Raw genomic sequence first — 21,488 nt, forward strand, 5'->3', positions numbered from 1 at the left:
ATGCGAAGAAGAAGTTCAAGAGCTACCCGATCTATTGCTACAGAAGGCCAGCCTGCTCAGCCTCGCGGCGGAGATTTTGCCGCGGGCGCGCACCGATCTGTTGAATGACGAGCCCTGCCGCCAACGATCCCAAATCGCCGCAATCCTTGAGGCTGCGTCCGCTTGTGTAACCGTAGAGGAAGCCGGCAGCATAGAGGTCGCCGGCCCCCGTCGTGTCGACCAGTTCCTCGATGTTCGTCGCTCTTACGACTACGGTCTCGTTGCCGCACACGATCACGGATCCTCTGCCAGAGCGTGTGACCACGCCTATGTTGCAGTCCTTGCGAAAGGCGTCGAGCGCTTCCTCGAAGGAAACGGTCTGATAAAGTGATTTGATTTCGCCGCTGTTAGCAAAAACGAGGCTGACGGTGCCGGATCGCAGCAGCGTGAGAAACTCTTCGCGGTAGCGGTCGACGCATAAAGAATCCGAAAGTGTCATCGACACCTCCCGTCCGGCCGCGTGCGCCAGCATGGCAGTTCGCCGGATCGCCTCCTTCCCGCGCGTTGCATCCCACAGATAACCCTCGAAATAGGTGACCTTGGCCTCGTAAGCCTTGTCGGCCTCGACATCCTCTGGCCCGAGTTCGACACAGGCACCAAGATACGTGTTCATTGAGCGCTCGCCGTCAGGCGTGACGAAGATCATCGATCGTGCCGTCCGCGGCTCGTTCTTGAGCGGCTTTGTGTCGAACGCAACGCCCTGTTCACGCATGTCATGCGTGTAGATTTCGCCGAGCCGATCGCTGGACACCTTGCCGACGAAAGCGGCGCGTCCGCCGAAGCTCGCCACGCCCGCGGCCGTATTGCCGGCACTGCCGCCCGAGACTTCAATTGCTGGGCTCATGCGGCTGTAGAGCAGGTCGGCGCGCCTGGCGTCAATCAGGTCCATGGCGCCCTTAATAAGGCCGTTGGTCTCAAGGAATGCCTCGTCACACGGGGCGACAATGTCCACAATGGCATTGCCGATGCAAAGCACGTCGTAATAGGGCATCCATCTCTCCACCAAAATCAGTCAGCCATTGCCCGCGGTAGTTAGCAAGAGCTGTGCCAACTTGAGTGGCCCATTTCATTCCTATGCTGGTATCGGGCCGCTGATTGCTTGCAAACGATTATTGTCACGCTTCCGACAGCAACCCGGCGGGAAAGTTGTGCCTGAATTCAGTTGCTGCCGCTCATTTTGGCGCAAGCTTCGACAGACGAGGGAAAGCTGTTCAGTGAGGCGATGCTTGAGCGCGTGTGGGCTGAAGCCCAGATCGTCGACGTTCAAGGAGCAGCGAGCGGCATTCCGGAGAACGACTCGTCCTCTTCGTGCGGCACGAGCGTTTCCTGCTACTCCGTCCAGGTGTGCGCCAGTTGGCGCTGTTGCGTGAATTTGGAGCTGTCCCTGAGTTTGCTCTGAGTACATATATGTCCCGGCTGAACTTAACGTCTGACGCAGTCTCCGCGACGTCTCTTGCTCGCACTGCTCCAAAACGCAAGGGAGCCGTCTCAGCGCGAACAACAGAAGGAAGGCCCCGAAGCCAGGCTCGCGCTTCAATGTCTGAGGAGTCCGCCCAATCGAGAACGGCTGCGCGAAAAAATCCGAAAGAATAATTGACTGCACTTACGCCGCCGAAGCGCCGCGGAATCACCGCAGAAGTAGAATCTTCGGCCGCAGATCGTGTTCACGCATGACGCGGCGAATCTTTCTTGTTCACGATAAGGCCCTGCTGCCGCAGGCACCCGGCAGTAGCCGTAGAACTCGAACTCGTCGCAGATCGCGAACATGACTTCGACGATCGCGGTATCGTCGGTCGATCTCTCCGGGCGTCATAATAGGTGAAGAGCGCCACTCCCATCAGCCGGCATGCCGCGGTACGTTTTTGAGAGCCCCTTTAAACTCCAAGTCCAGCGCCTGCTTGCCGATCACTGCTCCAGCGCCGCGATCCGGGTCGTGCTCCTGGATGAGGTCGGCGGCCTACGCATCGTCGTCAAGAGCGCCTTGCTCGTACTTCTGAACCGCCAGATGCGGATAAGGTTGGGCAACACGTCGTGGCGCTTTGCCAGACAATGCGTTTCGCCGCCAAGGAATTCCTGCGCGACCTGACGTTTGAATTCGACGCTGTGACTGCGGTGTTTTGCCATGGCGTCTTCTTTCCGAAACCACGGTAGGCCGGTCTGTCCACCCCAGGGGGGCGCACTCCACGGGCGAGGCCAACATCGCGACGAGCGTAGCCAAAACGAACTGAACATTGTGGTTCTGGCGGATCGTTTCACGCGGAAGCTCGCAGCCTCTTGCCGGGATGGCGCCTTGCTGAGACCATGATTGAGCTCGACGACCAGCTACTCGTCGGTACTCTCATGACCAACATCGATCAGGATATGCTCATCGCGAGACTCGACCGGTTGAAGCTAACGGCAACCCGCGATCAGTTCGACTACTTTTGAACGAGGCGGCAAGGTTGAAGATGGATTTACGTGAGGCATTGAGTTGCTGCTGGCAAGCGCGGCCGCTCCAATGAAGGCACACTTCCGCGCACGCCTCAGACCGGCCGCCCTCTGCGATCGCCACCGCGTGCTTCTTCTGGCCACGTCAAACGCGACAAATGCTTCGTTATACTCCCCCATGGCTCGCCCTCCGTGCGTGAGGACCGGCCCGGCCCATCCGAGCAACCCTCGTCTTTCAATCGCACGAAAGGGCGGGCCACCGATCCGCCCCGGAACATGACGTCTAGTGGCGATCCTGATGGAGGTCGCGTCGATCGGCGCTTTGGTGCCACGGCCCCACACGATCGGCAAATACGAGGTCGTGCAGGGATGCACCCAGGCCCGATCGAATTCGTCCTGCCCGACAATATGCTCGTCGACACGCAGCACCTTCGACCCCACATCAGCCGGCTCAGAAAGAGCCTGAAGGCGGTCTCGCCCCAAAAAACGTAAAACCGAACCAGAACGCTCGGTCATATACCTTGAAGTGCATGGGCTTTGACGCCCGCCACCAGAAGCACTCGACAAAAGCCGGTGCGTCGTGGCGCGGTGGACGCTTAGATCGAGATGGTGCTCGAAATCTGTTGATCGATCGTGCGGCCGTTGTGAATCGGGTCGATCTCGTTGGGCAGCCCTTTTCTCACTGTGCTGGCACTCCTACCATCTAAAGTGCGAAGCAGCGAACGACGTGTTCGCCCGAAAGCAACTGTTTAAGTTTCTCCACCTGCGCCGAGGTCAGCCGCATCGAAACGTGGATGCCGCTCGCAATGAAGACCAGATGTCGAGCACCTGACACGTCCTTTCGCAAGTGAAGCGCCGCTGCGAGCACTTCATGTCTTTTGTGACCGAGAACGGGCGCACGCCGGTAAGCGGCGTAACAATAGGCCCATAGGTCAAGACGGAGCGACGCAGCATCTCTTCGGTACAGCCTCGGTCGACGCCGAGCTCACGAAACGTTGAAACGCTCAAGCATATTTTTGAGTTGGGCGTTCTGCAGATAAAGTTTTTGAGCCAGCAGTCGTCGCAGCTCTTTGATTTCCTCGTCGAGGATTGCCACTTCATTGAAGAAAGTATCCCCGGAATACGAGGGCTGTACGGTCTCAGCCTCATTTGTAGCGAAAGCGCTTCGCGCAACCACCTGGGACCGGGCTCTCTTCGGACGTTCTCGGCGCGCGATTCGCGGTTTTCCTTCGGGCTTTTTGCTCTTCTCGCTTTTCGGCCCCGGTGCCTTCCCCTCGGCACCCGAATGATTGGTTTCACTGGGCGCAGGGGTCTTAGCCTCTTGAATGTCAATCGGCTGGCTGATTGCATGCGTGAGATTGGGATCGCTTGTCGGGTTATCCGACAACATCGACACTTGATCAATCGGACCGCCCGCATCGTGATCAGGTGTGCCGGAAGCTTCTGTTGGCTTATCGGACGGAAGTGCCAACTTGTTTTCCGCTTCGCTTTCGAGACCCTCGGGATCGGCGCCATGCGCCATCGAATTCTCTTGCACTTTCGCTGGTCGTCGCCGCGACGACAATTGAACAAGAAATTTCCACGGTGATTTCATAGTGTTCCTACCTCAAAAAACGTGGGCTGCGATCCCGCTGCAGCCCTATACCTTCAAACGCCGTTCGGCCGGGCACCGTGACGTGCGGCCAGCGAATTTCTCCCTACCCAACATGAACTGAGGGTCACTGTCTCCACAAGAGCCTTTTCGACCCGAAGCGCTTGGTGACGTAGTCGCGGGCGCCGGCTTTGACTCGGGGCCCTGGTCAGCCTCATCAAGGTCGTCACCCCTGATGATGATGATCGGAAGATTTACCTTGGCGGCAAAATCCCTCACGAGCCGAAGACCATCTTCTCGGCCAAGGCTCAAATCATTTCTAGATCGATCGCTTCGGAAGCCATTTTTACCGACAGCCTGCTGGGCGTTTTCCACCGCTGGAAGCCCGCGCCCGCGCCTTGGATGCGATCGAGCCGTCCGGCACGCCTTTGCGAACTGCCGTTGCGCATCCTTCAGCACACGGTTTGGCGCATGTTGAATGGCAGTCCACTGGCAACCGGAAAGGAAACCCAGTTCGCTTGTCGCCCCGATCATCAGTTGCTGCCTTCTTGCTCGCTCGACCGCGCTTCAAGCTCTTTCAAAATCGAGTGCTGAATTTTGCCCAACGCTGTTCTCGGCAATTCGCTCGTGAAGATGAACTCCCTCGGAACCTTGAACCGCGCAACCTGCGACTGCACATGCACGGCCAGTGCTTCCGCTTCGATCCGTGCCCCTGCCCGCCTGACCACATAGGCAACCGGCACCTCGCCCCAGCGCGAATCCGGCCGTCCGACAACGGCGCATTGCTCGACATCGGGGTGCTCCCCGAGTACACGCTCGACTTCGGCTGGATAGATGTTTTCTCCCCCGGAAATGATGAGGTTCTTTTTGCGATCGCGGACCCAAAAATAGCCGTCGGCATCGCGGTGCCCGATGTCGCCAGTGCGATACCAGCCGTCACGCAATGCCTCGCGGGTCGCTTGTTGATCGCCCCAGTATTCACAGAAGACATTCGGGCCGCGCACTGCGATTTCGCCGAGGGCACCCGCCGGCAACTCGTTGCCAGCGTCATCGATGATCATCGCCTCGCAGCATAGGCCCGGCAGGCCAGTGGACTCGCCGCGCGAGAGATCACCCCCAAGTCTCGTATAGATGGCGATCGGACAAGTTTCTGTGGAGCCATAGACCTGCAGGACCGGTACCCCACGCGCGGAAACGCGTTCGATCAGGGCCAGAGACACGATCGTCGAGCCGGTTGAAACAGCTTTCAAGGAGGACAGGTCGGCCGTCGACCATCCGGCGAGGTCGGTCAAGGCTTGGATGGCTGTCGGTACCAATGCCGTCAGCGTTGGCCGATCGCGCTCGAATGCAGCAAGTGTCGCTCCTGCTGCAAATCGGGAATGGATAGTGACGGTCGCACCATGGTGCAAAGCCGGAGTGGTCTGAATGTTGAGCCCGCCCACGTGAAAGAAGGGCAATACCGACAACACATGATCTTCCGAGGTCAGAGCATGCATGTGCTGACTCATCACTCCGTTCCAGAGCAATGCTTCCTGGGTGAGGACCGCGCCTTTCGGTCGCCCGGTAGTGCCGGAAGTGTAGATGATCAAGAGCGGGCAGCTCAAGTCAGCATGTGAGTTGCGGCTATCGCCGCTGCCTTGGTCCAACAGGTTACCCCATTTGTTCCCGCGAGGGGGCGTGAAATCCAGACCGACGACTGAGGTGTCAGGCAGTGTGTGTGCCAGATGCGGCAGAAGGCTGTTAAACGCCTGCTCGATGACCAATACCTTTGCTTCGGCATTGGACAAAATGAAGATCTGCTCAGCCGCCGCGAGGCGCCAATTCAAAGGCAGCATAATCGCGCCAAGACGCGCACAGGCATAGAGAAGAACTAGATACTCGGGCCGGTTCAGGCTGAGGATGGCGACGCGGTCGCCTTTAGTGACTCCGAGCTTTTTGTTCAGGGCGCGCGCGGCTTGCTCGATGCGTCCGCGCAAAGCGGCGTAGCTCAAGGTCTCGCCCTCGAAATGAATTGCAGGCTTGTTTGGAGCAAACGCCGCATTGCGGTCAATCAGTGTGCACAGATCCATTGTCACCTATCCTTCTGTCTGGAGCCGCATGCGACTTTCCCGACGCGGTTAAGGCCACACAACCCTTGCGAGCCATTGAGGCACGGGTGGTTCTTCAGCTCGGCGAGGTTATCTTCAACTCCCGCAAAGCAAGCTGTTGGTACGCTCAATTGACATGCCAGATTCGAACACAAGACGTTTGTGGCCAGCCAGGCAATCGGGAGAGAAACAAAAGGAGGCTTAAGCATGCAAACGCCCTTTTTGTTCGGACCCACTTTAAGCATTCATGTTGTCCCCGAGGTCTTTTGCCGTCGCCTTCGTCCCCTGCCCCAGTTGAACTTGAAGGGTGGCAATCTCCCTTAATGCTGCGCTAAGTTCGAGGCGGCTGGGCCCACCCAGGCAAAGGCGAATGCCGCTTTGATCATTTCCGGCTGACAGAGAGACCGCGGGATCGGTGACCATTATCCCGCGTTCGCGGGCTGCGCTGGCGAGTGCGACTGCCGCAGAGTGGCGCATCGACAGAAACATGTGGAACCCGCTGCCGATCCACGCATCGCTTATTGAGGAGAAGATTGAAGCTGCTACCTTGTTGCGAACAGCCGCTTCCGCGCTTGTGGTTCTCGAGATATGTGATGCCACCCCATCCGCTATCCATTTGTGTACGATAAGCCTGGATATTGGAGAGTCAGTTGCACCTTGGGCGCGGAGCACGCGCACTAAGTTGTCCAGGTGATGAGACGGAGCAATCAGAACACCAAGGCGCAGCCCCGGTGTGAACAGCGTCGCGAAGCTGTTTATGTAGTAGGTTCGTTCAGGCGCTAGATCGAGAAAGCAAATGCGATCATGCGCAGCGAAGGATGCGTACACGTCGTCTTCGATTATCAATATGTCTCGGCGCTGGCAAATGACGGCAATGTCCTTGATCCGTGACCGCGACATCGTCCTGCCGGTTGGATTCTGCGCGGTTGGGTTAGTGAACAGCACGAGGCGCTTCTTCCTCGAAGCGACCTCGCATGCGATCCGCTCGAGGGCTTCTGGGAGAAGGCCTTCTGGATCAGTGTCAATTCCGACCAGCTCAATGCCGAGCAAATGTGAAATCCTCACGAGCCCGGGAAATGGCAACTCGTCAGTTGCTAAGCAAATGTCCGGAGCGACAAGTGCGGTCAGCACCGTCGAAAGAGCATGTTGACCGCCATTGCAAAAGATCATGCGTTCGGCGTCGGCCGAGGCGCAATAGTGCTGAAGCCATCCCGCAACCGCCATACGTTGATCGAGGGTTCCCTTTGGGAAGGTGCACGCTCCGTAGGTGTCAGCGTCAATGGTTGTGGCAAGCGAGGCCAACGTCCCGCTCAGCAGTTTCTCCGAGATGACGTTCGGAGGCACATTTAAGCTCAGATCGACCATTTTTCTGGTGGTCAGGATTTTGTTCGTCACGAACATTCCGCGTCCGTGGAACGATGAGGCAAGGCCTTGGCGCGCCAAGAGCCCGTAGGCCTTTGTCACGGTGCCCAGCCCCACTCCCAGTCGGTAGCTCAGGTCCCTCTGCGCCGGCAGGCGGGATCCGGGAGCGATTTTGCCATTGACCAGATCCTCCGCGATTGCGGCCGCCAGGCGCTGGTACACGGGCTCATCGCCGGGTGCGATCCAAGGCTCCCAAGGTGATTTCATCAGCATGCAGATACCCAAAAAAGTGTCACGCGACACAATAAGTGTGGCCTTACAGTGCCTTCCAGTGTAGCTTCCGCAGTTGGTTTACAAGTATAGGAGAGTATCATTGAGCTTATACACCGATAAATCAGACAGTCGTTTGTTGCAGATGGCAGAAAACGACTCAATTTCAGACGACACTACTAAGACATTGGTGTAAAGTGCAACCTATTTTCGGCTATTAGTCCACGCACGACTTTCTTCACGACGCGGATGCCGGAATTCGCTGAGGTTATACTAAATGGCTCAATGTCCCGAAGTGGTGATGGTGGAGTGAAATCAGGGGTGGGATCGGTATTCGACTCGTTCGATATGTCTCGGGTGCCAGCCCGATGGAGAGAAGGTTCATGCCAACAGGCGCAAGTGAAATACGCATGCGAAATGGCGCCCATGGAACAGGCGCGCTCCGTCTCTGCCGTCCACCTGCCCGCCAGAGAGGGCATTACACGAACCGCAAGTGTCGCGCCCAAGTGGGCTCGTTGCTTACGCTATTGAGGGATTGCCGCTGCTCAGCAATGGGCCGGCCGGCTTCGGTATGCTGCGGATTAGGCTACCCCTGCCATCAAAGGATCGACCACAAGGAGATTGTGACAACGCGGGATGAATTTCGAACCCGATCCATGGGAGATCTGCAGGCCATTATACGGAGATTGAGAGCACTACAACGGGCCCGGAAATCTAATCTCAGCCCTAAGCTAGACAAATAGGCGAATGCGAAAATTACCCTTCGATACAGTACTGATCGCCAATAGAGGCGAGATAGCCGTACGCATCATCAAGACCCTGCGCGAGCTGGGACTGCGCTCCGCAATTGTCTACCACGATCTCGATGCGGGAGCGCCGGCCGTCTCAATGGCCGATATGGCGATTGCCGTAAGCGGTCGCACGCCGGTCGCGGCCTATCTTGATACCGCACAAATCATCGCTGCCGCCCGCGAGGCGAACGTCGGGGCGATTCACCCGGGCTATGGATTCCTTGCAGAGAATGCGGAGTTCGCGCGGGCGGTGGTCGAGTCTGGGTTCGCCTTCGTCGGGCCCACTCCTGAGAGCATCCAATTGATGGGTGACAAAATCCGGGCCCGCAACTTCGTTGAGCGGAACGGATTTCCGGTCGTGCCTTCAGCGATCGAAGAAGATGACCCTGCCTCGTTCATTTTGAGGGCGCGATCCATTGGAGCGCCCCTGCTGGTAAAAGCATCAGCCGGCGGCGGCGGCAAGGGCATGCGGATCGTCCGCGACCTCGACAGTTTGGAAGACGCCATTGCGCAGGCACGCAGTGAGGCGCAGCGCTACTTCGGGGATGGCCGGCTCTACATCGAAAGATATATCGAAAAGCCACGGCATATCGAAGTGCAGGTGCTCGGCGACTCCTTCGGAAACGTCGTTCATTTGTTCGAGCGGGAATGCTCGGTCCAGCGCAGATTTCAAAAGGTCATAGAGGAGGCGCCCGCGTCGACGCTTTCCCCGGGGTTGCGCGAGAGAATCTGCGAAACTGCCGTGGGCATCGCTCGCGCCGCTAACTATCGAAATGCTGGCACTGTGGAATTCATCGTTCACGGAGGAGAGTTCTATTTCCTCGAGATGAATACACGCCTGCAGGTGGAGCATCCCGTCACCGAAATGATCACTGGCATCGATATTGTTGCCGAACAGCTCTATGTCGCCGGAGGCTACGAGCTTACATTTTCGCAGCCAGATATCGTGTCGACAGGACACGCAATCGAAGCGAGGGTGTGTGCTGAAGCTCCTGAACGCGGCTTTTCGCCCACGACGGGGAAGGTACTGGTGCTCGACTATCCCAGCGGTCCAGGCTTACGGATCGACGGTGGCGTCTCGCAAGGTCAGCAGATAACGACATCCTTCGATTCACTGCTGGCAAAGGTGATCGTACATTCACCGACGCGTAATAAGGCTGCGCTGACGGCCGAACGCGCGATGCGGGAGCTGGTGCTCCTCGGCTGCGAAACAAACGCGAGCCTTCTCGCGCGCGTCCTTGCCGATGAGCAATTTCTAAGGGGACAGGTTCATACTGGATATCTCGACGAAAATCCGCAGCTGACCGCTGGCGGCTCCGCGTCCAACTTGTCGACGTTCCTGGCAGCCGCCGCTCTCCTGACGAGACCGGTCCGAGATTCGGCAGATGCCGTACCTGAGCTTCACGCCTCCCTCGGCGGCTGGAGAAACGCGTGAACCACGTTTTCGAGCTTGAAGGTGTAGATTATCAATTGTGGCTTTCACGCTGGCAGCAGGGATATCGCCTCCATTTCGGCGATGAAGTACTTGCATCACTCGACCTCTCCCTTCACGGCGACGGCTGCGGCCTTCTTACCATAGCCGGCGCGAGCGAGCCGGTCAGGTTCGCCATCGATGGTGACACAATTCATCTGCATATTCGCGGCACAACGCGCATTCTGCGCTACCGAGACCCATTGTCCGCCCATGGCCTCGTGAACAAGGATGCGGGTCATCTCGTGGCGCGCGCGCCGATGCCAGGCGTCGTCGTTAAAACGTGCGTTTTGCCCGGCGACCAGATTTCCGCAGGTAGCGAGCTGATGGTGATCGAGAGCATGAAGCTGGAAAGCGTCATACGCTCCCCACAGGACGGGGTGGTCGACCGAATTCACTTCAACGAAGGCGAGAGCTTTGAGCATGGCGCGGCACTAATTACGATCACAGAGGAAGGGCATTGAGATGCAGCGCCTCGCTTCTTTCATTGACGTGAACTCGCAAGAATTTCGCCTCAACGAGCTCCACAACAGAAAGCTTGCGGCCGAATTAAAGGAGCGCCAGCGTGCGGTCCGTTTAGAGCGTCCCGAGCGCGATCGCGAGCGCCTGCGGCGACAAAACAAGCTTTTTGTTCGTGATCGGGTCGAGGCTCTGCTCGATCCAGAAACTCCTTTCCTCGAACTTTCGACACTGGCTGCGAACGAGGCTTACGACGGAGAGGTGCCATGCGCAGCGCAAGTCGTCGGCATCGGCATCGTCGCGGGACGCGAGGTGATTGTTCACGCTGATGACCCGAGCGTGAAGGCCGGAGCATGGTATCCGTTGTCGGTCAAGAAAATCGTCCGGTCGTTGGATATAGCAATCGAAAATCGTCTGCCCGTCGTTCATCTTTGCGATTGCGGCGGTGGATTTCTGCCTCTGCAGGCGGAGTTCTTCGCGGATCGCCACCACGCAGGCAGAATTTTCCGCAACCAATCCATTCTCTCGAAGATGGGCGTGCCGCAAATCGCCGTTGTGATGGGCCATTGCGTTGCGGGAGGGGCTTACGTTCCTGCGCTCAGCGAGTACAACGTTATCGTCCAGGGAAGCGGAGCGATATTTCTGGGCGGTCCATCGGTCGTGCAAGTTGCGACTGGCCAGCACGTGTCTGTCGACGAGCTCGGCGGTGCTGACATGCAAACCAGTATATCGGGAACGGCAGACTATCTCGCGGACTCGGAGATGCACGCGATCGCGATTGCCCGCGACATAGTTGCCCGTTTCAAACGTCCCGAGAAGGCCTCGATCGATCGAGTCGCTCCGGAGCCGCCCGCCTATGATGCGTCGGAACTATACGGCATCATTCCAAGAGACCCTCGAGTGCACTTCGATATGCGGGAGATTCTCGCGCGCCTGGTCGATGGCAGCAGGTTCCATGAATACCAGCCGCGCTACGGCCGATCTCTGGTGTGCGGATTCGCGCGCCTTCATGGATACCAAATCGGTGTTCTGGCGAACAATGGCGTGCTGTTCGACGACAGTGCGCTGAAGGGCGCTCATTTCATCCAGTTATGCGATATGAACCGGACGCCCCTCTTATTCCTGCAGAACATCACGGGGTTCATGGTCGGCAGCGAATACGAGCGGCGTGGCATTACCAAAAACGGCGCCAAGCTACTCATGGCCGTGTCTGGAGCAGCGGTGCCCAAATTCACCGTCATCTGTAACCATTCTCACGGTGCGGGAACGTTCGCTATGGCAGGGCGCGCGTTCGATCCGCGTTTTCTGTTCACATGGCCGCAGGCTCAGATTTCAGCCATGGGTGCCGATCAAGCGACGCGAGTGCTGACAGATGTCAAGGCAAAGCAACTGGCGGTCGATGATAGGCGCTTTTCGGCGGAGGATTACGAAGCCACCAGACAGTCGATTTTGGAAGAATATAGGGAGCGATCGAGCGCATACTACGCAACGTCTGAAATCTGGGACGACGGGATTCTTGATCCTGTCGACACCAGAACCGCGCTCGCAATCGCCGTGAGTGCTTCGCTCAATGCCCCCATCGAGACGCCACATTATGGGGTCTTTAGAATGTAGTGGTTACAATTGGTGAGCGTAGGCTGCGCCGATGGTACCAACAGGATGGGATCAAGCGCGATTATGCAACGAGAATGAAACTCGGCGGAACCAGCACGTCAAAAAAACACCGGAAATCTATCGGGAAGCATACGGCAACACGCATTTCGAGAATAGCAAAATCACTCGCGAGATGGTGAACCGTATCGCTGACGAAATGCCCCTCTCCGCTGGCATAGTTCCACGGCGTCAGCCGAAATGAGCGAGGAAGAAAGTCGTCATAGTGTGGCGAGTGACGCCTAAGACGATCCGCAGGCGACCGATCTCATCGAGGACTACGAGGCGCGGATCGCGGCGCTAGAGCGCCTCGTCGGCAAGCAGGCGCTGGAACTGGAGTTCCTCAAGGGGCGCTGAAAAACGTACCGCGGCCGGAAAACGAGACTACATCCGTGACCGGCCCTGCCGCATCTTATGTCTCCTTGCCGACCGCTTCTACGTCGCCATCATCCTGGATGCCTGGTCGCCGGTTGATCGTCGTACGCCATCGATCGATCGACGCACGGCTGACAGTGGCAGCTTTGAAGACCGGCCATTAAGAGCGCATTCGAGTAGTTACAAATCCGCGTTTAGGATGCAACCACGATTTATCAATCGCTCTAAAATATATCCCAAGATATATTCTATGTTTATACTTGATCTTTTGCTTATATCATTGGATTTTAGATTTGTAAGGGAGCGTGATAATGAACAAGGCAATATCATTTCCCACGGACGCCGAGGCATTCTCGGTGGGACATCAGCGGCAACCATTCGCGAACTCATTCTTTCCAATGACGCGCTTTGGCCGTGAGCGCCGAGCGTACGGACCTCAAAGGCCATGGATTCCAAGGGCATCGATCTCGTCGGCGATCGGTTATCGCGATGACAAGTGGTCGGCAGCAATATTCAGTGACGGCGACAACGGTTTCGACGAAGTTCGGTCGAGCACACGGGCGGCCGACCTTCTTCCCAAGGGTTCCACCGTTGTTAAGGTTGACGTGCTGTCCCACTTTACCTGAGTAGCGTGACTGTTCCAGCTCCTGACGACCGGATCGGATTGGGCACGACCATGATTTATACGGAAGAGCCCCTTAGTACATCTCGTCATAGCGCGTAGTCTCAAGTTTGGCCGCCGCCCCGTTTCGACGATGTCAACGGTACTGAATTGACAGCAGGGGGACTTGAAATCCGCAGAACGCATTTCCGTCGCCATCCCAATGCTGCCGCCGCTGAATGAGGAAGGAATGCCGATGCTTCGACTATTAGTAGATGTGCCGAATGCCATTACGGGACTTGGCCTTGTTCTCGCGTCTTCTAGCCTCTTCCTCACATTGTGGGGGAAGCTGGAGCTTGGAACTGCACTGATACTGTGGACCTGGATCGCAGATCATCTCGACGGCATACAAGCCCGGCGGCTGGCACATGTTCGTTCACGTGAGATGGCGGATTTTGGCAAGAGCTTTGACGGGTTCGTGGACATTATCCACGGCGTCATCTTTCCGGCAGTATTTCTTTCAACCGTAGGAGCAGGTCGCGCAAGCAGCTTTGTCGGCGTCTTCCTGCTCCTGGTGCTTGGCACGTATCGGCTTAGTTACTTTGCAGCCGTGGGACTCGTTGGCGGTAAATTTCGCGGCCTGCCGGTCTCATACAATGTACCTGCCGTCGCGGCGCTTTTGATTTGCCGCCCGTACGTCCCGGACCTCTATTTCCCGCCGATGGCCAACGCGGTTTTCGCGCTCATAGCTTTGCTTCACATCTCGCCGCTCACAGTTCCGCCGATCCGCGAACGGGCATTTCCTTACGTTAGCCTGCTAGCGGGCCTCGCTTCCTTCTGGTTCTTGGTGCGCGCCATGAACATAGGTTGAGGACTGTTTGGGATGACGGCGATCATAGGCAGGTACGAGCGCGGCGACTTCTCCATGGCCGGCGAATTAGACGGTGAACGTCATTACGACGCTAACAGTCTGCCAAATGACCTTTCGCTGTTCCGCCGTGGTGGTGTTAGTCTGTTGTTCGATGAAGTGGCTTATATTGCTGCGAAAACGCGTCAGCGCAGCGCATTTGATCCTGTTCGTTTCGTGGAGGATTATCGTTCACGCGGAGAAGATGCATTCGACGACCTTGATGGTCAATTTGCCATAGCCCTGCACGATGCCGCGAATGGCAAATTGTACCTCGCGCGGGACGCCTTTGGCACCCGTCCGCTATTCATCGCACAGCTTCCATATGGCTTTGCATTTTCAACGACCTACGGACCACTGTCCAAGCTTCCGGAACTTCACCCCGCCTTTAATGTCGCCGCCGTCCGCTCATTTATTGAGAGCGGATGGGTACCGGCTGGATTTACCTTCCATCGCGATATACGGACTGCGCGAGCCGGCTTTCTCGAAATATTCGACCGTCACTCGCACTGGATTCGTCGCCTGCCGCCTCGGCCAAATGAATATACTCCGCCCACAGATGCACTCTCCTCCGAAGAATTGCTGTCGCTTCTTCGTCGGACGGTGGCGGAATCACTTGAACGTTCGCACGGCGAGATTGGCGTTTCGCTCAGCGGCGGTATCGACTCCGCCGCGATCGCGGCGCTGCTGAAGAAAGCCGATCCGCGCCGCATCTTACGAAGCTTCACTGTTGGTTACGGCGAGGAGGACCCAGAGATCCAAGGTGGTCGAGCGACGGCTTCCCATCTTGGCTTGGAACATCACGAAATTATCATCGGCGCGCAAGACTTGGCTTCCCTCATGCAGGAAACCGTACAAGCCCTTGGCAATCCAGGCGGCTATGATGAGTTTGCCTGTCTTTTCGCTTTGTGGCGGGACGCGTCAAGGTCTGTGCAAACGCTTTTTTCAGGCAATCTCAGCGACACGCTTTTTGGCGGCATGCCCTATCACAGGGATCTTTGGCTAAGAATGCACGATGTCGATTCGCGCAAGGACCGGTCAGGATCGGCAGATGTCAGGCAAGCTGATCAGAAGGCTCCCAGAGACCTCCTTTTCGAAGATCTTCGCCAATCGCTCACCGACTGGGATGAACGTATCGGTGCACAGACCTTGCTCGCCTCCCGCGCGAACGTCGAGCTGATCATGCCGCTCTCGAGACGATCCTTGCTCGATTTGTCCCTGCGCCTCCCCGCTCGACAAAAGGTGACGGAGTGTCATGTCAAGTCTTTCTTCCGGGAAAGCATCGGCAATCTGTTTCCCCCTGAGATTGTCGAGCGCCCGAAGGGGATTCAACAACTGCGCTATGATGCCGATATGCGCGACGCCTTATTGGAGCTCTCGCGAATGTACCTGACGAAGGACCGCGTTGAACGACACGCAATCGTTTCACCTGCCGATGTGCAGGCCTGTGTATCCGCAAGCAAAGACCACTTCACGAGGGCGCAGTTCCAAACCCTTTGGAACATGCTCATATTCGAAATTTGGACCGACGCCTTTGCGAATGCACCGCCGCAGACAGCGCGTATCCGAGGAACGCATCGGAGATGATCCGGCTCAGATTTTCGGACATTTTGCACAGATCAGAAATGAAAAGGTCAATCGTGGTGTCACTTCGGCATCGCCAACGCGGAAACCGCCCTTCATCTTCTATGCGCTCGCCGATTTCGGTTTCCTCCGGGCACATGTTTGTGACAGCTATTTCATCCCGTTACGCCCGCATTCGCTAGGGCTTTGTAAATGAGCCGCTCAAGCATTCGGTAATCGTCCTGATCGTTGTACGCGTGACTTGATATCCGCACCCACAAGGCTTTCCCGTGCTGGAAAACTGGAGCGTCCGTCCCGAGACCAAGCAACCGAGAGCGCAAGTCGGCTGCCGTGAGTTGGTTTGACGACAGGGGAAGCCGAATCGTCGCCATTGCGCAAGCATGTTCTTTGTTTACACCGACTTCAGTGTCGAAAGACTGGGCCATCAAGGTCGCTGCCTGCCATGCGAGCGCCTTGTTCCGGTCTCGAAGGCGCTTGCCTCCCAGTTCAAGGTGAAAATCAATGGCAGCGGGAACACACAAAAATGGTGTAGGGTCTCGCGTGCCAGTCCAAGCAAATTCTGCAAGATATCCCCCAGGATACCCGTGAGATATCGTCGTAGGGTGCGTTACCGCCTGCTTCGAAGGATGCGTCCACAGAAAGGCGGATCCCTTGGGAGCCATCAGCCATTTGTGACAATTGCCGACATACCAGTCGGCCCCAAGCGACTCCAGGTCCAGATCAATGTGAGCCGGAGCATGTGCGCCGTCGACTAGAACGGGTATGCCGCGATCCCTGCAACTACGCATGATCTTCGCAATGGGCAAGTCCAAAGCTGTCGGCGAGGTAATATGATCGACAATCAGTAGACGTGTGCCCACTGGCAAGCACGCAATGATGCTTTCCCCGATGTTGACACCCGCCTCTAGCGGAAACGGGGTCTCGACCAATTGGACAGACGCACCTGACCGTGACGCATGAAAGTCAAGCGCCTTGCGCACCGCGCCATATGCATATTGCGTGGTCGCTATTACATCGGTCGGCTGCAGCGACAGAGAGTTGAGCACAGCGTTGATCCCTGTCGTCGCGTTGTCGATGAACACCAGATTCGCGTCATCGCCCCCGACAAAGGCTGCAAGACGCGTGCGACTTTTTTCAAGTGCATCTGGTAGAATGCATTGCATGAAATAGGTCGGTTGCTTCTCAAGGAGCCCACGCCACCGATCCTGCTCCGCAAGCACGGCATTCGGTACCGCTCCATAGGCGCCATGATTTACCGTGAGAAATCCTTCGGCCAGCGGCCACATCTTTCGAACGTGGGCCCCATAGTTGTCGATCTCCGTGTCAGCCATTTTTCGCTCAGCAATTCCCGCGCGTCGGAAACGCGGCTGTATTTTGAGAAGGCAGCCTTCATCTCGCGCTCTGGCGACTCAAATTTTGCGGTAGACTGAAACGTAGCGCCACGACGAACCGTCGAAGGGCTCGCGACGCCAGCCACCGAAGCGTTCCACCAAAGAAAATCCAGCGATGCGACACAGCAAATCCAGTTCCGCCGGGTAAACGTAGCGCAGGCGTGTCGGCAGCGTTTTCATCTTTCCTTCGGCGAGCCAGATATCCTGCGAGGTCGTGATCTGCTCGTTGCGCTCATGCCGCGTGAAGCGAACGACTATGTTGCCGTCATCGACGTGCATGACGGTCGTCTTCTGGTTGCCATATATTCCGGAACCGGAGAAATCGTTCGTCTGAGGATAATTGAGGTGAACGATGAATAGGCCGCCGCTTCGTAGGGCACGGGAAACTGCGGCGAGACATGTCAACTGATCTTCCTGTGACAGCATGAAGGAGAAAGACTGGTTGATGCAGTAGACGAGATCTGGCTCCACGGGCAATGTAAAGTCCCGCATATCGGCGACCGCGGCGTCAACACGGTCCGTCTTTTCTTTTAGGGAGGCGATCATCCGCGTGGAGTTATCAATCCCGAATACCTTCACCCCTCGCGCCGACAAGGGTATGGCAATATGCCCATTGCCAACGCCAAGCTCACAGGCAATGCCGCCAGGGGCATAGCTCCTAATAAATTCAACGACGAACGGGAGTTCGGCGGCTTTGTTCAGCAAAATCGCAAATTCGTCGTAAACGCTACTCCAGACATTGCCATAGTCACTGTTCGACGGATCCGTACCACGTTGGATTGCCATCTGATTTCTCCCTTTGTAGAAGATTGCGCTTTGAGAAACTTAAAGCTCTTGAACGCCGATGGTTTCGCTCAAGAAGCTTTGTCCGGAACTGGACGGACAGCCTCGCAGCTCATCCTTTGAACCTCCCAAAATATTGGCAAGTTTGTCAGTCGCAAGCAGGCTAAAAGCTTAGGAGGTGTTTCGACTGCAACGAGACACGTGATGAACCTGTACCGCGAACTATTCTGTTTGCAACGACGAAAAGCAGCGCGGAAGTCTGTAGGGTAGGATTCACGTCGACCGTCCCTCAGTGATGGAGTAACCCATCGCTCCGCTCCCCTGCACTAAAGTGGATGTTCGGTGGACGTGAAAAGCCGAGATTTTCGCGAAGGGTTTTTCCACAGTACTGCGTTCTGAAGAGGTCCCTGCGTCGTAGCTCAGGGATGACAAGATGGACAAAATCTTCGAGCCCAGAGGGGAACATTGCCGGCATTACGACAAATCCATCGGCCGCCTTTTGCTCGAAATACTCCTGCATCTGATCCACGACTCGGGCAGGTGATCCCACTGCAACGAGGTGACCGCGACCGACGCTGAGAAGTGCTGCAAGTTGCCTTATCGTGTAGTTTCTCGCCCTCGCCGTGTCCATTAGCAACTTCTGCCGACTCTTCATGTTGTTGGTTTCTATCAGGTCATCGGGGATACGCTCATCCAATCCGTGTTTGTCCAGATCGATCACATATCCGAGCAGTCTTCGTGCAAGCTCAAGTGCGAGATCTTCGTGAATAAGACTTTGAAGCTGCGCGAGTTTAGCCTCTGCTGCTTCATCCGTTTTTGCGACGATCGGCACGATACCGGGGAGGATGGCCAAAGCGTCGCGCGATCGGCCGAACTCAACCGCTTGACCCTTCACGAGATCGTAGAAGCGCTTGGCATCTTCGATAGTCTGCTGAGCAGTGAACACCAGTTCACCATGTCGTGCGGCGAGCCGCGCGCCAGGCTGGGAACTGCCCGCTTGTGCGAGCACAGGATATCCCTGTGGACAGCGAGAGATATTCAAAGGCCCGCGTACCTTAAAGTACTCACCCCTGTGGTCCAAAACGTTAATCCTTGCCGGATCCAAATACAGACCACGGTCGCGATTACGAATGAAGGCGTCGTCAGCAAAGCTATCCCATAGCCCCTTAGCAGTGGACACAAATTCCTCAGCCCGTGCATAACGCTCTTCATGCAGCGGCAGTTCTTGCAGGTTGAAATTCTCTGCCTCGAACGGGTTTGTCGATGTCACGATGTTCCAACCCGCGCGACCCCCGCTCAGGTGGTCAATTGACGCGAATTTCCTCGCAATGTGATAGGGCTCATTGAAGGTCGTCGAGGCGGTCGCAACCAGTCCGATACGATCTGTCGTCACAGAGAGCGCTGCCATCAATGTCAGGGGTTCGAAGCCATCGACCCTTGCTGAGCGAGACATTGAGGCCAAGGTCGATTCACGCACCCCGGCACTATCTGCAACGAACACGAAATGGATAGCGGCAGCCTCGGCCATCGCCGCATAGGATCTGTAGCGATCCAAAGTGAAGCCGGCGTCGGAATGGGAAGTTGGGTGCCTCCATCCGCCTTCATGGTGCCCCCCTTGGCGCATAAAGAGACCAAGAATCATCTTTTGCCTCTCTGCCACGATTGACCTCCTTCGCAAATACATCAAGACGATGGTCGAGATATTTCTTGCTTAGCATATTTCTTTCGGCGATTAATTGTCTCGCCATAAACTATATGGTCATGCTGTTTTCGACATCAAGACGTTTGTTTATTATATTTCTAAATATATTCCGGAACACATTTCAGTCTGCGCGAAGCTATACAGCCGACCTGATTCCTTTACTAAATTAAACGTCATGGATTGATACGTAGCTATCCTTCTTGGGCGGCGACGAACTCCGCGAGCGACGCTGTCTGGTGATGCCAGGACATTGATGATTTTCAGCTTGGAAATCGGCCAGCACGGTGCGTGATCCGTTGGCCACGACGACATCTCCCTTCGCCAGCCATTCATCAACGATGATCGGCAATCCGTAGGAGAGCCCATGCGCCTGCCAATGCAGAGAAAGAAGGCCTTCCGTGACTAGCCGCTGGAATATTTCCGCTGTTGCAAATCCGCTGTTCTCGCCACCTCCGGCTGGCCGGGTGATGATCCGCTGCACGAACCTGAAGCGTTCGTCGCCGGCGAGTTTTTCTTTTGCGAGATTCAACAGTGTCTCCTTGCCGGCGCCACTGGGGCCGACCACAAGGACCAATGTTCCTTCCCGACAAGAGCTATCGGTCATTCAGCATCGGCCTCCAATTGCATCTGAGCGAAACTCGAACCGGTAGGTAGCGATGAGATCGGCGTCGGGCCTTTCTTGTTCGAACAGAGTGATGGCATCGACGCGGAAGTCTTCATCGAGTAACGGTTCGAAACGGGCCTTCAGATGCTTCTCGACGGTCTCCCGCTTTTCCTGCTGAGATAGAGCGTCGTTTCGAGCGGCGCGAGCGCGAAGAACCGGCCCAGCTTTGTGACCTGCAAGGCGATCGGACAGGGCGGCCGACTTTGGACGTAACTTTGGATGGCGCTCCTCAATTCCTCGCAGCTTGTCCGCGGCGCCAGGCGGAACGGCGCCTTCAATGTCGCATGGAACCCATAGCGCCGCGGTTCGGCCCTCAGAGGAACATCGGCATTTGGTCGATCCACACGAGTGGCCCGTCTGGTTCGAAGGGATCCCGCCCCAACCAAAATGCCGCCGCCCGACTCAAGGGATGCGCCGGAGCCGGGGCATAGTAGAGCGCGTATCGCCGCTCACTGCTTTGCCTAGTCATTCCACGAGAACTCCGAGGGGCGCTTGGTTGGCGACTTTGGACGGAGACACGGCAGTTGGTTCGACGGCCCTTCCAACATTGAACAAACGGTCGGCGACGGCGCTGCGCGCCTCTTCGTCGTGGAAAATGCCGACGACGGCTGCGCCGCGTGCCTTGGCTTCGCGGATCAGTTCAACCACGCTCTGGCGGTTGGCTGCATCGAGGGCTGCAGTCGGTTCATCGAGAAGCAGGATCGGATAGTCGACGATGAAGCCGCGGGCGAGGTTGACACGCTGCTGTTCGCCGCCGGAGAAGGTGGCGGGCGCCAGCGACCAGAGGCGCTCTGGGATGCGCAGCCGTGTGAGCAGTTTTTTGGCGCGCGCCTTCGCTCTGTCAGTGGGCATTCCATTGGCGATCGCTGGTTCGGCAACAACGTCAAGAGCAGTGACGCGCGGTATGACACGAAGGAACTGGCTGACATAGCCGATCGTGGTACGGCGGATCTCAACGACCTCCCAGGGCTCGGCCGCCAGCAGATCGACTGTTTCGCCAAGGTGCTCGAGGAGGATCCGCCCGGCATCTGGCTTGTAGTTGGCGTAGAGCGAGCGCAGCAGCGTCGATTTGCCGGCGCCGGACGGCCCGTGCAGGCAAACGCATTCGCCAGCCCTTACCGTCAGTTCGATGTCGTCGAAGACGGGCAGGACGATGCCGCCCTGCGTATGGAGCGTGAAGGTCTTGGTGAGGCCTTTGGCATGAAGAGTCGGCTGATTGGATACGGGTTTCATTGCTTGTCCTCTTGAGCGAGAAGGAGACGCGAATTTCGATTTAGGTCAGAAGACTTGCCGGCCGTTGTTCCAATCTCTTCGAACGATAGGAATGTCCGTAA

The 21,488-nt window shown here is 56.8% G+C and carries 18 protein-coding genes; 7 read left to right on the forward strand and 11 right to left on the reverse strand.

The genetic code is table 11. From position 1 onward, the window contains the following. Positions 1-37 precede the first annotated feature (37 nt). Positions 38-1,030 carry an adenosine kinase gene (locus tag SINAR_RS0130020; protein WP_028002495.1) on the reverse strand — a complete coding sequence of 331 codons (993 nt, stop codon included), beginning with the start codon at positions 1,028-1,030 and terminating at the stop codon, positions 38-40. 914 nt (positions 1,031-1,944) lie between these two features. Beyond that, on the reverse strand, positions 1,945-2,163 hold the full coding sequence (locus tag SINAR_RS1000000136045) for a hypothetical protein (RefSeq protein WP_234710682.1): 219 nt from the start codon (positions 2,161-2,163) through the stop codon (positions 1,945-1,947). Positions 2,164-2,313: 150 nt separating this feature from the next. Here SINAR_RS1000000136045 and SINAR_RS1000000138220 point away from each other — a divergent pair, with 150 nt between their 5' ends. Beyond that, positions 2,314-2,466, forward strand: coding sequence for a hypothetical protein (locus tag SINAR_RS1000000138220; protein WP_272913707.1), 153 nt, complete (start codon positions 2,314-2,316; stop codon positions 2,464-2,466). Positions 2,467-3,451: 985 nt separating this feature from the next. Here SINAR_RS1000000138220 and SINAR_RS0130050 read toward each other — a convergent pair. From SINAR_RS0130050 to SINAR_RS0130065, 3 genes are all read right to left on the reverse strand, one after another. Further along, complete coding sequence (locus tag SINAR_RS0130050; protein WP_234710683.1) at positions 3,452-3,988, reverse strand: hypothetical protein; 537 nt, start codon at positions 3,986-3,988, stop codon at positions 3,452-3,454. A 602-nt stretch (positions 3,989-4,590) separates the two neighbouring features. Continuing rightward, positions 4,591-6,126, reverse strand: a complete 1,536-nt coding sequence (locus tag SINAR_RS0130060; protein ID WP_028002498.1) for a class I adenylate-forming enzyme family protein — start codon at positions 6,124-6,126, stop codon at positions 4,591-4,593. Positions 6,127-6,381: 255 nt separating this feature from the next. After that, complete coding sequence (locus SINAR_RS0130065) at positions 6,382-7,779, reverse strand: aminotransferase-like domain-containing protein (protein WP_150824057.1); 1,398 nt, start codon at positions 7,777-7,779, stop codon at positions 6,382-6,384. 744 nt (positions 7,780-8,523) lie between these two features. On the opposite strand from SINAR_RS0130065, the gene SINAR_RS0130070 reads away from it, so the two are divergent. The 6 genes from SINAR_RS0130070 (at position 8,524) to SINAR_RS0130090 (ending at position 15,617) form a co-directional block, all read left to right on the forward strand. After that, positions 8,524-10,002, forward strand: a complete 1,479-nt coding sequence (locus tag SINAR_RS0130070) for an acetyl-CoA carboxylase biotin carboxylase subunit (protein WP_028002500.1) — start codon at positions 8,524-8,526, stop codon at positions 10,000-10,002. Next, a complete protein-coding gene (locus tag SINAR_RS01000000134190) occupies positions 9,999-10,502 on the forward strand; it encodes an acyl-CoA carboxylase biotin carboxyl carrier protein subunit (RefSeq protein WP_033058232.1) in 504 nt (167 codons plus the stop codon). The genes SINAR_RS0130070 and SINAR_RS01000000134190 overlap by 4 nt, the downstream gene beginning before the upstream one ends. Before the next feature lies 1 nt (position 10,503). After that, positions 10,504-12,111 carry an acyl-CoA carboxylase subunit beta gene (locus SINAR_RS0130080; RefSeq protein ID WP_028002501.1) on the forward strand — a complete coding sequence of 536 codons (1,608 nt, stop codon included), beginning with the start codon at positions 10,504-10,506 and terminating at the stop codon, positions 12,109-12,111. Between the two features lie 722 nt (positions 12,112-12,833). Next, positions 12,834-13,148: a hypothetical protein gene (locus tag SINAR_RS1000000136985; RefSeq protein ID WP_150824056.1), complete on the forward strand. Its 315-nt coding sequence runs from the start codon at positions 12,834-12,836 to the stop codon at positions 13,146-13,148. Between the two features lie 162 nt (positions 13,149-13,310). Continuing rightward, positions 13,311-13,994, forward strand: a complete 684-nt coding sequence (locus tag SINAR_RS01000000134195) for a CDP-alcohol phosphatidyltransferase family protein (protein ID WP_150824055.1) — start codon at positions 13,311-13,313, stop codon at positions 13,992-13,994. 12 nt (positions 13,995-14,006) lie between these two features. Further along, the gene (locus SINAR_RS0130090; RefSeq protein WP_028002502.1) at positions 14,007-15,617 is read left to right on the forward strand and encodes an asparagine synthase-related protein; all 1,611 of its coding nucleotides are present in this window, start codon (positions 14,007-14,009) and stop codon (positions 15,615-15,617) included. Positions 15,618-15,769: 152 nt separating this feature from the next. On the opposite strand, the gene SINAR_RS01000000134200 is transcribed toward SINAR_RS0130090, so the two are convergent. The 6 genes from SINAR_RS01000000134200 to phnL form a co-directional block, all read right to left on the reverse strand. Next, on the reverse strand, positions 15,770-16,945 hold the full coding sequence (locus SINAR_RS01000000134200; RefSeq protein WP_033058234.1) for an aminotransferase class V-fold PLP-dependent enzyme: 1,176 nt from the start codon (positions 16,943-16,945) through the stop codon (positions 15,770-15,772). Between the two features lie 78 nt (positions 16,946-17,023). Further along, positions 17,024-17,791 (reverse strand): class I SAM-dependent methyltransferase, encoded by a 768-nt coding sequence (locus SINAR_RS0130100; protein ID WP_028002503.1) that lies wholly within the window; start codon positions 17,789-17,791, stop codon positions 17,024-17,026. 286 nt (positions 17,792-18,077) lie between these two features. After that, positions 18,078-19,448, reverse strand: coding sequence for an NtaA/DmoA family FMN-dependent monooxygenase (locus SINAR_RS0130105; protein WP_028002504.1), 1,371 nt, complete (start codon positions 19,446-19,448; stop codon positions 18,078-18,080). Positions 19,449-19,656: 208 nt separating this feature from the next. Then, positions 19,657-20,019 (reverse strand): nucleoside/nucleotide kinase family protein, encoded by a 363-nt coding sequence (locus SINAR_RS01000000134205; RefSeq protein ID WP_150852051.1) that lies wholly within the window; start codon positions 20,017-20,019, stop codon positions 19,657-19,659. Positions 20,020-20,234: 215 nt separating this feature from the next. Further along, on the reverse strand, positions 20,235-20,498 hold the full coding sequence (locus SINAR_RS1000000136055; protein ID WP_234710684.1) for a DUF1045 domain-containing protein: 264 nt from the start codon (positions 20,496-20,498) through the stop codon (positions 20,235-20,237). A gap of 121 nt (positions 20,499-20,619) precedes the next feature. Then, positions 20,620-21,387, reverse strand: coding sequence for a phosphonate C-P lyase system protein PhnL (gene phnL, locus SINAR_RS01000000134210; RefSeq protein WP_050577610.1), 768 nt, complete (start codon positions 21,385-21,387; stop codon positions 20,620-20,622). Positions 21,388-21,488: the final 101 nt, after the last annotated feature.

Source organism: Sinorhizobium arboris LMG 14919 (assembly GCF_000427465.1).
Classification (GTDB): domain Bacteria; phylum Pseudomonadota; class Alphaproteobacteria; order Rhizobiales; family Rhizobiaceae; genus Sinorhizobium; species Sinorhizobium arboris.